The organism is Allotamlana fucoidanivorans (assembly GCF_045788535.1).
Taxonomy (GTDB): Bacteria; Bacteroidota; Bacteroidia; order Flavobacteriales; family Flavobacteriaceae; genus Allotamlana; species Allotamlana fucoidanivorans.
Genome location: NZ_CP074074.1, coordinates 819889 through 834223 on the forward strand (window position 1 = coordinate 819889; position 14335 = coordinate 834223).

The 14335-nt window shown below is 34.8% G+C and carries 14 protein-coding genes; 7 read left to right on the plus strand and 7 right to left on the minus strand.

Annotated features, from left to right (window positions below):
- The first annotated feature begins 3 nt into the window (after positions 1 to 3).
- On the plus strand, positions 4 to 1155 hold the full coding sequence (locus tag KFZ70_RS03870; protein WP_139696951.1) for an efflux RND transporter periplasmic adaptor subunit: 1152 nt from the start codon (positions 4 to 6) through the stop codon (positions 1153 to 1155).
- Here KFZ70_RS03870 and KFZ70_RS03875 read toward each other — a convergent pair whose 3' ends face one another.
- The 5 genes from KFZ70_RS03875 to KFZ70_RS03895 all read right to left on the minus strand — a co-directional run bounded on the left by KFZ70_RS03875 (position 1156) and on the right by KFZ70_RS03895 (position 7593).
- Positions 1156 to 2079: a M28 family peptidase gene (locus tag KFZ70_RS03875; protein ID WP_139696948.1), complete on the minus strand. Its 924-nt coding sequence runs from the start codon at positions 2077 to 2079 to the stop codon at positions 1156 to 1158.
- Positions 2080 to 2180: 101 nt separating this feature from the next.
- Positions 2181 to 2924 carry a succinate dehydrogenase/fumarate reductase iron-sulfur subunit gene (locus KFZ70_RS03880; protein WP_139696946.1) on the minus strand — a complete coding sequence of 248 codons (744 nt, stop codon included), beginning with the start codon at positions 2922 to 2924 and terminating at the stop codon, positions 2181 to 2183.
- A 10-nt stretch (positions 2925 to 2934) separates the two neighbouring features.
- The gene (locus KFZ70_RS03885; RefSeq protein WP_139696944.1) at positions 2935 to 4947 is read right to left on the minus strand and encodes a fumarate reductase/succinate dehydrogenase flavoprotein subunit; all 2013 of its coding nucleotides are present in this window, start codon (positions 4945 to 4947) and stop codon (positions 2935 to 2937) included.
- Positions 4948 to 4959: 12 nt separating this feature from the next.
- A complete protein-coding gene (locus KFZ70_RS03890) occupies positions 4960 to 5631 on the minus strand; it encodes a succinate dehydrogenase cytochrome b subunit (RefSeq protein ID WP_139696942.1) in 672 nt (223 codons plus the stop codon).
- A 114-nt stretch (positions 5632 to 5745) separates the two neighbouring features.
- Positions 5746 to 7593 (minus strand): T9SS type A sorting domain-containing protein, encoded by a 1848-nt coding sequence (locus tag KFZ70_RS03895; RefSeq protein ID WP_139696941.1) that lies wholly within the window; start codon positions 7591 to 7593, stop codon positions 5746 to 5748.
- Positions 7594 to 7708: 115 nt separating this feature from the next.
- On the opposite strand from KFZ70_RS03895, the gene KFZ70_RS03900 reads away from it, so the two are divergent.
- Complete coding sequence (locus tag KFZ70_RS03900) at positions 7709 to 9001, plus strand: aminopeptidase P family protein (RefSeq protein WP_139696939.1); 1293 nt, start codon at positions 7709 to 7711, stop codon at positions 8999 to 9001.
- 81 nt (positions 9002 to 9082) lie between these two features.
- On the opposite strand, the gene KFZ70_RS03905 is transcribed toward KFZ70_RS03900, so the two are convergent.
- The gene (locus KFZ70_RS03905; protein ID WP_139696937.1) at positions 9083 to 10405 is read right to left on the minus strand and encodes an aspartate kinase; all 1323 of its coding nucleotides are present in this window, start codon (positions 10403 to 10405) and stop codon (positions 9083 to 9085) included.
- A 115-nt stretch (positions 10406 to 10520) separates the two neighbouring features.
- Between KFZ70_RS03905 and KFZ70_RS03910 the strand changes: the two genes are divergently transcribed.
- The 4 genes from KFZ70_RS03910 (at position 10521) to KFZ70_RS03925 (ending at position 12683) form a co-directional block, all read left to right on the plus strand.
- The gene (locus tag KFZ70_RS03910) at positions 10521 to 11177 is read left to right on the plus strand and encodes a hypothetical protein (protein ID WP_139696935.1); all 657 of its coding nucleotides are present in this window, start codon (positions 10521 to 10523) and stop codon (positions 11175 to 11177) included.
- A 64-nt stretch (positions 11178 to 11241) separates the two neighbouring features.
- A complete protein-coding gene (locus KFZ70_RS03915; protein ID WP_139696934.1) occupies positions 11242 to 12021 on the plus strand; it encodes an alpha/beta fold hydrolase in 780 nt (259 codons plus the stop codon).
- A 59-nt stretch (positions 12022 to 12080) separates the two neighbouring features.
- The gene (locus tag KFZ70_RS03920; protein WP_139696932.1) at positions 12081 to 12347 is read left to right on the plus strand and encodes a hypothetical protein; all 267 of its coding nucleotides are present in this window, start codon (positions 12081 to 12083) and stop codon (positions 12345 to 12347) included.
- A gap of 84 nt (positions 12348 to 12431) precedes the next feature.
- Positions 12432 to 12683, plus strand: a complete 252-nt coding sequence (locus tag KFZ70_RS03925; RefSeq protein WP_139696930.1) for a hypothetical protein — start codon at positions 12432 to 12434, stop codon at positions 12681 to 12683.
- Here the strand turns inward: KFZ70_RS03925 and thiL are convergent.
- Positions 12673 to 13719 carry a thiamine-phosphate kinase gene (thiL, locus tag KFZ70_RS03930; protein WP_139696928.1) on the minus strand — a complete coding sequence of 349 codons (1047 nt, stop codon included), beginning with the start codon at positions 13717 to 13719 and terminating at the stop codon, positions 12673 to 12675. The two genes, KFZ70_RS03925 and thiL, sit on opposite strands and share 11 nt — an antisense overlap.
- Before the next feature lie 285 nt (positions 13720 to 14004).
- Here thiL and KFZ70_RS03935 point away from each other — a divergent pair, with 285 nt between their 5' ends.
- A complete protein-coding gene (locus KFZ70_RS03935) occupies positions 14005 to 14334 on the plus strand; it encodes an iron-sulfur cluster assembly accessory protein (protein WP_139696927.1) in 330 nt (109 codons plus the stop codon).
- The last annotated feature ends 1 nt before the right edge of the window (position 14335 follow it).

Genomic DNA, 14335 nt, shown 5'->3' on the forward strand with positions numbered 1-14335 from the left:
AACATGAAACATCTATATATACTATTCTGTTTGCTTTCTATACTATCTTGTGGTACATCTGAGCAAAAAAAAGAAATTGTAATTGAGGAGCCTAACAGTTCCAATGCCATTGCTGTAACTTCATCGCAATTTAGTGGCCAAGATATGGCGCTAGGGCAAATAGAACCTCACCAATTTAATCAAACAATACATACTACCGGCACCATAGATGTACCTCCAAAAAACAAAGCCTTGATTAGTACATTTATTGGCGGTTATATTACAAACACCATACTTCTTGAAGGTGATAATGTAAAAAAAGGACAGCTTTTGGTTTCCTTAGAAAATCCTGAATATGTTGAATTACAGGAGCGGTATTTAGAAGTTCACGAAACACTAAAATACCTAAAGGCTGAATTTGAAAGGCAAAAGAAATTATTTGATGAAAATATCAGTTCTCAAAAGGTGTTTCTAAAAGCAGAAAGCGATTATAAAAGTAATCTGGCACGTTATAATAGTCTTGAAAAAAAGCTTAACATGTTAAACATAAACCCATCTCAAGTCAAGCAAGGCAACATAACATCAACTATACATTTATATTCGCCTATTGATGGCTATGTGAGTCGTGTTAATATAAACCACGGCATGTACGTTTCCCCGTCTCATGTGATTCTAGAAATTGTAGATACCGACCATATCCATTTAGAATTATCTGTTTTTGAAAAGGATATACTGAATGTTAAAAAAGGCCAAAATATTGTATTTACCATTCCTGAAGCATCATTTGAAACTTTTGAAGCTGAAGTACATTTAGTTGGGAACACTATAGATGAAACCTCAAGAGTTGTTAAAGTACATGCGCATATAAAGGATGAATCTAGTAGTCGCTTTATAGTTGGTATGTTTGTAGAAGCAAAAATTATTACAGACACTTCAACAAAGATGGCACTACCTAAAACAGCGATTATTGATAGTGATAATAGTCATTTTGCCCTAGTTTTAAAAAACGAAAACAACAATACCTATCATTTTGAAAAACGTAATATAGAAATAGGGTTGCAAACTGAAAATCATGCAGAAATATTAAATACTAAAGATTTTACAAACAAATCTGTTTTAACAAAAGGCGGTTTTATGCTTATTAATGAAGGGAGTCAAGGAGGACATCAGCACTAACTAAAGTGACAAGTTATCAAGTTGCTTGAATGTATCTATGATGGCTTTTACAGCTTCTACATAAAATTTGGGATGAATATTTTCATAGGTATCTGTGGGCTCATGATAGTCTTCATGATCTTCTACACCAAAATAAAGAAAAGGTATTTCTTTTTTATGAAAATTGGCGTGGTCTGAAGCATACGTCCAATTATCTAATCCATCAAAACCATCATGCCCAGGAACAACTGTAACTTGATGTGATGTATTAACCATATTTAGAATATATTTTAAGTTTTTATTTTCAAAAGCACCCGCTGCGAATAATTCATTTTCCGCACTTCGGCTAATCATATCCATATTTATATTATAGACTATTTTTTTATTACGCACCATAGCGCTATTTATAAAAAACCTAGAACCCTGAAGTCCTAATTCTTCAGCATCAAAGGCCGCTAAAATGACCGAGTGCTTAGGCGGGTGCTCTTTAAAATATTCTGCAAAGGCAAACAGCGCACTAACTCCTGAAGCATTATCATCTGCTCCATTATAAATGTCATCACCTTTAACACCTTCATGATCATAATGCGCACTTATTACAATAAACTCCTTTGGAAACTCCTTTCCTTTTACTAAGCCAATAACATTAACCCCTTGATATTGTTTTCTATCTTCATAAAAACTAAAAAATTGTTCATATGATTTTTCCAATGGCTCAACTTTAAGCGCATGAAATTGATTAATTATATATTTTCTTGCCTTTTTTGCTCCAACAGTTCCTGTTTTTCGGCCTTCAAAAGCATCAGAGGATAATGACCTTAGATGTTTAAGCAACGAGGTTTTACTAAAATAACTCTCTGGAATTGAAATATAATCTTGCGCCGTTCCTACCTGTAAAGAAAAAAACAAGATAAAAAAAACAAGTAATTTTAAATGATTAAGCATGTAACACATTAATAGGCCTTCAAGATAAGTAATGCATTTTAAAAAAAACAAAACCCGCACCAATGGATTAGTGCGGGTTTTATGAAAATGTGATTAATAAACTACTTAAGTGCAGCCTTAATAAGTTCTCTATTCATTCTAGCAATATTATCAAGAGAAATACCTTTAGGGCATTCTATTTCACAAGCACCAGTATTAGTACAGTTACCAAAACCTTCTAAATCCATTTGAGCTACCATGTTTTTAACACGATCGGCAGCTTCTACTTGTCCTTGAGGTAATAGGGCATATTGAGACACTTTTGCGCCTACAAATAACATAGCAGATGAGTTTTTACAAGTGGCCACACAAGCCCCGCACCCAATACAAGTGGCGGCATCCATGGCCTCATCAGCAGCATGCTTTGAAATAGGAATTGCATTAGCATCTTGGGTATTTCCTGAGGTGTTTACAGAAATGTATCCTCCAGCATGCTGAATACGTTCAAAAGATGTTCTATCAACTACCAAATCTTTAATAACAGGGAAGGCAGCGGCTCTCCAAGGTTCGATCGTAATGGTATCGCCATCGTTAAACATTCTCATGTGTAACTGACAGGTTGTAACCCCTCTGTCTGGGCCATGTGCTTCTCCATTGATATAAAGTGAACACATACCACAGATACCTTCACGACAATCGTGATCGAAGGCTACAGGCTCTTCTCCAGAATTTACTAACTGTTCGTTTAAAACATCCATCATTTCAAGAAATGACATATGCTCTGAAATATCGTTAACTTTATAATCGACCATTTGACCCTTTGCACTCGAGTCTTTTTGTCTCCAAATTCTAAGTGTTAAATTCATAATGTCAATCTTATTTGTATGAACGTTGTTTTAGTTCAATATCTTTAAATTCTAATTGTTCTTTGTGTAATACCGCATCAGCAGGTTCTCCTTTGTATTCCCAAGCTGCAACAAACGCAAAATCTTTATCGTTACGTTTTGCTTCACCTTTTTGCTCACCATCTAACTCTACAGATTCTTCTCTAAAGTGACCACCACAAGATTCTTCACGCATTAAAGCATCTTTTGCGAATAACTCTCCTAATTCTAAGAAATCTGCCACACGACCAGCTTTTTCTAATTCTGGATTCATTTCGTTCGCACTTCCAGGTACTTTAACATCTTTCCAGAATTCTTCACGAATTTGCTTAATTTCAGCCATAGCTTCTTTTAAACCTTTTTCGTTACGTGCCATACCAACTTTATCCCACATCACTTTTCCTAAGCGTTTATGGAAGTGGTCTACAGATTTAGTACCGTTATTATTTACAAAGAAATCGATTCTATCCTTAACTGCTTTTTCAGCTTCATCAAACTCTGGTGAGTTGGTTGGAATTTTACCTGTTCTAATATCATCAGATAAATAGTCTCCAATGGTATATGGTAACACAAAATAACCGTCTGCTAAACCTTGCATTAATGCAGAAGCTCCAAGTCTGTTTGCACCGTGATCTGAGAAATTCGCTTCACCGATACAGTAACAACCAGGAATGGTAGTCATTAAGTTATAATCTACCCAAACACCTCCCATAGTATAGTGCGTAGCAGGATAAATCATCATTGGGGTTTTGTATGGATTCTCGTCAACGATTTTCTCATACATTTGGAATAAGTTTCCGTATTTAGCCTCAACAATTTTTTGTCCTAATTCGTAAATCTTTTCTTTTGAAGGATTAGCTATATTATGAATTTTAGCTTGCTCTTTTCCGTAACGTTGTATTGCTGAAGCAAAATCTAAATACACCGCTTCGCCCGTTGCATTAACACCGTAACCAGCATCACAACGTTCTTTAGCTGCTCTAGAAGCCACATCACGAGGTACTAAGTTACCAAATGCAGGATAACGTCTTTCTAAGTAATAATCGCGCTCTTCTTCAGATAAATCGGTTGGTTTTTTACGACCTTCACGAATCGCAATAACATCATCCATGTTTTTTGGCACCCAAATACGTCCGTCATTACGTAAAGACTCAGACATTAATGTTAATTTAGACTGATAATCTCCTGAACGCGGAATACATGTTGGGTGAATTTGCGTAAAACAAGGGTTTGCGAAATACGCCCCTTTTTTATGAATCTTCCACGCTGCAGTGGCGTTAGACCCCATAGCATTGGTTGATAAGAAGTATACGTTTCCATAACCTCCTGTTCCTATTACTACTGCATGTGCTGAGTGACGCTCAATTTCTCCTGTAATAAGATTTCTTGCTATAATTCCTCTTGCTTTTCCATCAACAATAACCACATCTAGCATTTCGTGTCGATTGAACATTTCAATCTTACCACGAGCGATTTGACGGTTCATAGCCGAGTATGCGCCTAATAATAATTGCTGTCCTGTTTGTCCTTTAGCGTAAAACGTTCTTGATACTAATACCCCACCAAATGAACGGTTATCTAATAATCCACCATAATCACGCGCAAAAGGCACACCTTGAGCCACACACTGGTCGATAATATTTCCAGACACCTCAGCCAAACGGTATACGTTAGCTTCACGAGAACGGTAATCACCCCCTTTTACGGTATCGTAAAACAACCTGTAATTAGAATCACCATCACCTTGATAATTCTTAGCCGCATTAATACCTCCTTGTGCCGCAATAGAGTGTGCACGACGCGGTGAATCTTGGTAAGCAAAAGCTTTTACGTTATATCCTAATTCTGCTAATGTAGCTGCAGCAGACCCTCCTGCTAATCCAGTACCCACAACAATAATATCTATATTACGCTTGTTCGCTGGATTAACTAAATTGATCTTATTTTTATAGTTTGTCCATTTATCTTGAATTGGACCTTCTGGTATTTTTGAATCTAAAGCCATATATATTTAAGATTAATGGTTAAAGTGATGAAAAATTGCAATAATTATAAATCCTAATGGAATAATAATAGCATAGGCTTTACCTATTTTTTGCATGGTTTGTTTTCTGCCTGCAGAAATACCCATAGACTGAAATGCCGAAGTAAATCCGTGGGCTAAATGCAACCCTAATAGCACAAAAGCAATAACGTAAGCAACCACACGAATAGGATTGTGAAATTTCTCAACCAATTCATGGTAATATCTTAGACCACCATCATGCATTCCAGACATATCACCTAGAATATACTTTGTATTGATTTCTGGAATCCAGAAGTCAATAAAATGTAACATGATAAAGGCTAAAATAACAACACCACTTAAAATCATGTTTCTACTGACCCAAGTTGAGTTTGCCGCGCCATTATTTTGCACATATTTTACACCAATGGCCTTTCTGTTCTTTAATTCTAAAACAAAACCCATAACAAAATGAAAGACTACACCAGCAATTAAAACAGGTTGTAGCCCAATTTGCACCAAAGGATTTGTCCCCATAAAATGGGATAATTCATTGAACAGATCTTCACTAAAAAGTGAGGTGATATTAACTGTTAAATGTATTATTAAGAAAAACATAAGGAAGAACGCCGAAAGAGCCATAGCTACTTTTCTTCCTATCGAAGATTTAAAAAATCCGCTCATTTTTTGAAGTTATTTTAAGTTCCAGCAAATATACCTTAGGCAAACATTACAGACAAATAACAAATGTCATGTTTTCACTATTTAGAATCGTTATAATTAACTAAGTAAAAATACTTAGTTTTTAACTAGCTTTTGTGTAATTGAAGCTTGTTTAGAAAAAATCTTAATCACATAAACGCCTTTAGCAACACCCTGCAAATTTATTTGATAATCAATTTCGTTGGTACTAAAATGAGTTACCAGTACTTTTCGTCCCCTTAGGTCATGTACAACTACCTTATCTAAAGGAAGCGGATAGTCTATATAAAAAAATCCTGTTGAAGGATTGGGGTAAATTTTTAGTTGTGACACCAAATCAACCTCATTTGTGCTTAAGTTACAAATATTTGAATCTGTCATGGGAAACACACCGCATTCTGAAATGGTTTTGCTTCGATTATGCACCGCTTGAGCAGCAGCTATATTATTAACGTTCAACACCCGCTGTTGCTCCGCAGTTTGTAACGCAAAGTGCATAACTTCACCTTCATTATCTCCTCCAGATTCATCTACCACATGACCTAATTGATGACCATGCCCTAATTCATGTAATGCTACACTTTCAAAATCAAACTTTCCCAAATCAGGAAGTTCTATAGGATCTTCTCCAAAATACCATTCCGTAGTACCATTGTCAAAAACAATATCAAGCTCATAAACGTGAGCGTACCAGGAATCAGGATCTCCAAGATTTCCACAACCAGCTATTCTGCTATAACACCTGCCTAAAACGTCATCATCTAAGTCATCATATCTTACAACATTTATCCCATCGGCTACCGTTGCATTTGTAGTGGTAGGAGAATTACTTATCACCCAATTAACTTTTGTTTCACAACGCCATTTTTCTAAAGAAGTTTCAAATGCAGTTTTTGAATTTGTGTCATTAAAAAAATCGGTATACATTTCCCAAACGTAGCCTCCTCCCTCATCATTAATATGTCTTGTTTGATAAGCATACATGTCTAGCGGTCCATTAACTCCTGGAGGATCTTGAGTTGTAGCATCATCAGGATCAATAGAAACATTAAACTGGGCCGAAGTAACTATCAAGTTATTTATAGAAGCAGCATTGTTTCCATTATTGTCTTGTACCAAAACTTTTCCTGTTCCAGCGTTATGAGGCACCTCAACTATAATTTGAGTATCAGACCATTCTTTAATCTGTGTATTTAAAGCAAAAATAAAACTTCCTGGGTCTCCATCATCAGCATTTTTAAAGCCAACCTTACCTCTATTGTCGTTACTACCAAACCCAGAACCTGTAATAGTGAGTTCAAATCCTGTTCCCGCTGTCACTTCGGCTGGACTAAAACTAATATTGCTAGGCACTAATATTTTTGCTCTTTCATTAGTTTTATTGTTTACCAATGATTTCGTCTCAAACTCTTTAATCTCCAGAAAAGCTTCGCCAGTTAACTTCATAATTTTATCATACAAAGCTTGCCTTGTAGATTTGCCTTTACCATACAAACTAACCTCGTTTCTATTAAGTAGCCCATATTTAAAAAAACTCTGGGTAGAGGTTACTGGATTATATCGCTCTAACCGACTTTTACTAGTAAGGCTTAAGGAAACTTTATTTGGTCTTAAAATAAATAAACCTCTATCTCCTGAAAATAATTTCAAATTGGGGTATACAATCAATGCTTCCGCACCAACCGTTCCACCAACAGTCACCACCTCAACTGTATTCAAACTTTTACCTTTAAAAACCTTTGCTACGGAGACCGTACTTATTGTATAAATATTTAACTTATTGATATCCCACATGCACTTTTGAGAGGTTACTACACCCTCAATAATCATAACAGAATTATCTACTTGCCTATCGAGAGGCACCTCCTTTACAAATTGAGCATTAATTTGTTGATTTAATAAAAAACAACAAATTACTACCAATAATTTTCTAATATTTCTCATTTTCAAGCCTCTTTATATAGGAAGTTCTAAGCGGAGCCTTTCAAAGATATAACAAATTATTAGCATTTCACAATGCGAATATTCACTACTTTTATGGTTCAAATTTTATTTTCTTATGAAATACCATCCTATTGATAATAAACTATTTATAAAGAATCGACAAAAATTTACAGCACAAATGAAACCTAACAGCTTGGCTGTTTTTAATTCCAATGACATTTACCCTATTAGTGCCGATAGTACCATGCCTTTTCAACAGCACCGCGATATTTTTTATTTAAGCGGTGTAGATCAAGAAGAAAGCGTATTAGTACTTTTCCCAGATTGCCCTAAAGAAAAGCATAGAGAAATTCTTTTTTTAAAAGAAACCAATGAGCATATTGCTATTTGGGAAGGTGAAAAACTTACTAAAGACAAAGCCTTTGAAACCAGCGGCATTAAAACCGTTTATTGGTTAAAGGACATGGAAAAGGTTTTGTTTGAAATCATGACGCAATGCGACACTATTTATATAAACACCAATGAGCATTATCGTTCAAACGTAGAAACCCAAACGCGCGAAGATCGGTTTACAAAATGGATTAAAGAACGCTACCCTGCACACAGCGTAGCCAAAAGCAACCCTATTTTACAACGCCTGCGTTCTGTAAAAGAAGACATTGAAATTGCCTTAATTCAACAGGCGTGTGATATTACCGAAAAAGGATTTAGAAGAGTGCTAGAATTTGTAAAACCAGGTGTTTGGGAGTATGAAATAGAAGCCGAATTTATGCATGAGTTTTTAAGAAACCGCTCAAAAGGCTTTGCCTACACCCCCATTATCGCTTCTGGAAATAACGCCAATGTGTTGCATTACATTGAAAACAACCAGCAATGTAAAACTGGTGATTTAATTTTATTTGACACGGCAGCCGAATATGCTAATTATTCTAGTGATTTAAGTAGAACCATACCCGTATCTGGCAAATACTCAAACCGACAAAAATCTGTTTATAATGCCGTGAATAGGGTGAAAAAAGAGGCTACTAAAATGCTTTTACCAGGTACAGACTGGGCTGAATACCACACAGAAGTTGGCAAGCTAATGACTAGTGAGTTACTCGATTTAGGACTGCTTAACAAAGCGGATATTCAAAATGAAAACCCTGAATGGCCTGCTTACAAAAAATATTTTATGCATGGCACCTCGCATCATATGGGGCTTGACACGCATGATTATGGTATTTTAACGGAGCCTATGCAGGCTAATATGGTGTTTACTGTTGAACCTGGTATTTACATACCTGAAGAAGGTTTTGGCATTAGACTTGAAGATGATGTTGTAATTCAACCAACAGGAGAACCGATCAATTTAATGAAAAACATTCCAATTGAAATTGAAGAAATTGAAGAAATTATGAACGCTTAAAACGATAGTTCATAGATAAAAATAAAAAAGGCGTTTTTTTAAAACGCCTTTTTGCTGCATACTATGCTAAATATAGATATTTTAATGAGTGACTAATTCAAATAAATAATCGTTTAGTTTTTGCAGCGTATTTATTTTGTCATTTGAATCAATTAACAAAGAGATATTATTTTTACTTCCTCCATAAGAAATCATTCTTATCTTAACATCTTGTAAAATCTGGAATAACTTAAAGGTATCTTGATGGTTTACCACTGAATGCCCTACCAGACAAACAATACTTTGATTTTTATCAACTTCAATAACCGCAATTTTATCAAGTTCGGTAAGAATAGGTTCTAAATTGCTATCGTTATCGATAGTTAAGGACACAGCAACCTCTGACGTGGTAATCATATCAATAGAGGTTTTGTAAGTTTCAAAGACTTCAAACACTTTCTTTAAAAATCCATGGGCTTGCAACATACGTGCCGATTTGATTTTTATTGCTGTTATCCCATCTTTTGCAGCTATGGCCTTGATACCTGTTTCAGATGTTTTATTTGAAATTAAAGTACCATGAGCTTCAGGATCCATGGTGTTTTTTAATCGCACTGGAATATTATCTTTTCGCACAGGTGTTACTGTTTGTGGATGTAGAATTTTTGCTCCAAAATAAGCTAACTCTGCGGCCTCATCAAAAGATAAATTTGAAATTGGGTGTGTGTTTTCAACATATCTAGGATCGTTATTATGCATGCCGTCAATATCTGTCCAAATTTGCACCTCTTCGACCTTAAAAGCCGCCCCAATAATTGTTGCTGTATAATCACTACCTCCACGTTGAAGGTTTGAGATTTCTCCTGCCTCATCTAAACAAATAAACCCCTGAGTAATATATATGTCAGACTCTGGGGTATCATTAAAAACCTTTTCAAAATTTTCTTTTATATAATCTAAATCAGGCTCTTTAAACTCATCAATCTTCATAAAATCTAATGCAGAAAGTAATGAAGCTTTAATGCCTTCTTGCCTTAAAAAAGCATTGAACATATAGGTAGACAACAACTCACCTTGCGCAACAATCTTATTATATAATAATTCTGAAGCAGTTTCTTCAGCACAGCTAAGTAAAACATTAAAAATACTAGCCACATATGTTTTTACATCAACATTAAGTTCTTGCTCCTGTAATAAAGCATCAACCGTAACTAGATAATGAAGGCGTAATGTGTTAATTTTATCTATAGCAATAGCTTTATAACCGTCTTCAATATCTTTTGAAATAGCGACCAATTGATTTGTTGTACCAGACATGGCCGATAATACCACTATCTTCTTTTCGCCATCATTGATAATGTTTTTTACATTAGTCATGTTCTCAACAGAACCTACAGATGTACCACCAAACTTTAATACTTTCATTTTCATTTATTTGAGCGCAAAACTAAAACTCATTTGGTTAACATCTTTATTTATTAAAAAAAAAGTTTATTTTTACACATAATGTTAAATAATTAACAGTTAACGATTAGAAATCATGAAGACTGTATCAAATTGCGTTGAAGACATTTTAATAACCCAACCGTATTTAGAGGAGGCGCTCTCAAGAAACATTATAAATTTCAGTGCTCTTGCGGTTGAACTTACCGACCCCATAAGTAAAATGCTGAAAAAAGAGGTTAAACCTGGCGCTATCATGATGGCTTTAAGACGTTACAGTCCGCCACCAACGCTTTCCAATTCTGTAAAAATGAAACGCGCCATACAGAATTTAGGTGATATTACTGTACGTTCAAATCTAACAGATTTCACGGTTAGAAATTCAGATACACTCATAGATAATCATTCTAAAATTCTTGAACGCATCAATTTAGAAACGAAACTCTTTTACACTTTTACCAGAGGCATCCATGAAAGCAACATTATTATTTCTAGCAGTTTAAGTGATTTTATAAAGGAACAATTGGTAAACGAAACTATGTTGGCCATTCAGGATGGTCTTTCGGCAATTACCATTAATTTGCCACAGGATAATTCTAAAATTGCCGGACTGTATTATCATTTTTTTAAGCGGTTGGCATGGGAAGGTATTGTACTTTATGAAGTAATTTCAACCACCAATGAATTTACTATTCTAGTTGAAGACGAATTTGTTGATAAAGCCTTTACTGCCATTAAACGTGTTAAAACATAAAACAACGGATCACTGCATAAAAATTTAAGAATCATTTTATCTTTGCCGAACAATGTTTTAACCTATGTATATTGAACACAAAGGCATACAGGTTTACTATTCTGATTCGGGCAAAGGACAAGCTCTAGTTTTTTTACATGGTTTCTTAGAAACGTCTATGATTTGGCAACCTTTTATTACAAAGTTATCAAAACAGCATCGGGTTATCTGTATTGATTTACCTGGTCATGGTAAAACAGACTGCCTTGGTTATATTCACTCTATGGAACTCATGTCAAACGTTGTTGAAGCGGTTTTAAAGCATTTAAGAATCAGGCGGTTTTATATTTTTGGACATTCTATGGGTGGTTATGTAGCACTTGCCTTTGCCGAAAAAAATCCTGATTTTTTAAAAGGTTTATGTCTTATAAATTCTACATCGCAGGCAGATTCTCCTGAAAGAAAAATAAATAGAGACCGTGCCATTGAAGCCGTTAAGCAAAACCACAAAACCTTTATACGTATTGCTATAAGAAATCTATTTCGCCCCAAAAACAGAAAACTGTTTAGAAACCAAATAAATCATCTTATCCGAGAAGCGCTTAATACTCCTGTACAAGGTATTGTAGCTGCTCTTGAAGGCATGAAAATAAGGCAAGATCGTGAGGCTCTGTTACATTTTTCCCCCTATAAAAAAATGATGATTGCTAGCAAAAAAGACCCTGTGCTTAATTTTGATAACCTTGTAAAGCAAACACAAAATACTGAGGTAAAGTTTGTACAATTTTTAGATGGACATATGAGCTTTATTGAAAATGAAGGCGAATTATTACATGAAATAATGTTTTTCATCGAAAAAAAATAACGTTTTAACGATTTATTACATTTATTTTTCTATCTTTAGCACAACCAAAGTGCAAAATCATGAAAAAAACTACCAACAGACCTGCTTTAATTCCAAAAATGTATTGTAATCTCTTTGGTCATGACTATCAGGTAAGTAAACGCGTAACCTATCATGTGAAAGAATACACCTGTAGTCATTGCAAAAAAGAATTAACCACAGATAGTAATGGGAATTTGATTGAACTTACGCCAAAATTCAGAGAAATCAACTCTATTCTCGAAAGAATTTACAACTCAAGAACAGAACGTTTAAAGAGGAAATCAATCGCTTCATCGATTTGCTAAACCCTTTCTAACATTTTTATTTAGCTTTTTTCTATTTTCATTGCCTCTCCGTTAGTCAAAGAATTAATTAAGAAAAAAAGCGAAATGAAGCACATCCATTGTAAGGTATTTGGTCACGATTTTTTCACCTCTCGTCAAGTTACCTATCATGTTAAAGAGTACACCTGTAAACACTGCAAAAAACAGTTAACCACCAACGGAAATGGTTCCTTAATTGAACTTACACCAAAGTTTAAAGAAATCAATGATGTTCTAGAGCGTGTTCATCAAAAAAAGAACAGAATTAGAATAAAATCTACACCGCTCAATCCTGATTTGCTTGTTTTTAGTCATTAAAATTTTTCCAACCCTGAGCTTTTAAAGGTATGCGTGTATCAGCACGGGTCACTAAATGCATGCCCTCGTTTGAGGCTTTCATATACCCTATAACAGTTAAATTTGGATTGGCTTTTATTTTTGGATAATCGTCTTGAGAAATCGTCATTAACAACTCATAATCCTCACCTCCATTTAAAGCAATGGTGGTACTATCAATATTAAACTCCTCACAGGTAGAAATTACCTGAGGATCTAACGGTATTTTTTCTTCATACAAATCGCAACCTACATCACTGGCTTTACACAAATGCATAATTTCTGAAGACAGACCATCACTAATATCTATCATAGCAGTTGGCTTAACTTTTAAATCCTTTAATAATTGTACAATATCTTTTCTGGCCTCTGGCTTTAACTGCCGTTCAACAATATAAGTATACGGTTCTAAATCTGGTTGATTATTCGGATTTACCTTGAACACTTCCTTTTCGCGTTCTAAGACCTGAAGCCCCATATAAGCACCACCCAAATCGCCAGAAACCACTAACAAATCATTAGGCCTTGCTCCATCCCTGTAAACAACTTCTTCATCTTCAACCTCACCAATTGCCGTTACTGAAATTAACAACCCTGTGGTAGAAGACGTGGTATCTCCACCAATTAAATCAACATTGTAAATTTTTGCTGCGGTTTGAATACCTGCATATAAATCTTCTAAGGCCTCTAAAGGGAAACGATTGGACACTGCAATAGACACCGTAATTTGACTCGCTTGTGCATTCATAGCGCAAACATCAGATAAATTCACTACAACAGCCTTATATCCCAAATGTTTTAATGGCACATAACTCAAATCAAAATGCACCCCTTCAAGAAGTAAATCTGTTGTAACAACAACTTTTTTATTTTCAAATTTCAATACCGCCGCATCATCACCAACTCCTTTTAGGGTCGATGATTGCTTTATTTCAAAATGTTCCGTTAAATGATTAATAAGTCCAAATTCACCTAAATCACTTAACTGGGTTCTCTGTTGGTTTTTATCTTCTATCATGCTGCAAAAATAAGAACCATAATTTGTTTTTGCTATCATTACCTACAAAACCTGTAGTATGCTAACAACCTCAGTCATAGATTCCTCAAAATTTCGGCTATATCAAATCATTATTGATTATTCACCACACCTAGTATATTTAATAATAAAAAACTATAAAACCATATATTAATATAATGTTAGGTTATATTGTATTAGAAGACTTATATTGTATATTTGTGCTCTATTTAGAAACTGTCTTAATAAAAATTATTAAAGCACAACTAAATTTAATAAAAAATTAATATGATAAAAGTCTCTGAAACAGCCAAGAAAAAGGTAGTTGAGCTTATGACTGAAGATGGTTATAATGCTACAACCGACTATATTCGTGTTGGTGTAAAAAGCGGTGGATGTTCTGGTTTGTCTTATGATTTAAAATTTGACAAAGATCAACAAGCCGATGATAAAGTTTTTGAAGACAATGGGATAAAAATAATTGTTGACAAAAAAAGCTTTTTATACCTAGTTGGTACCACTTTAGAGTATTCTGGTGGATTAAACGGAACTGGATTTGTTTTCAACAACCCTAACGCTAACCGAACTTGTGGTTGCGGTGAGTCATTTTCACTTTAAA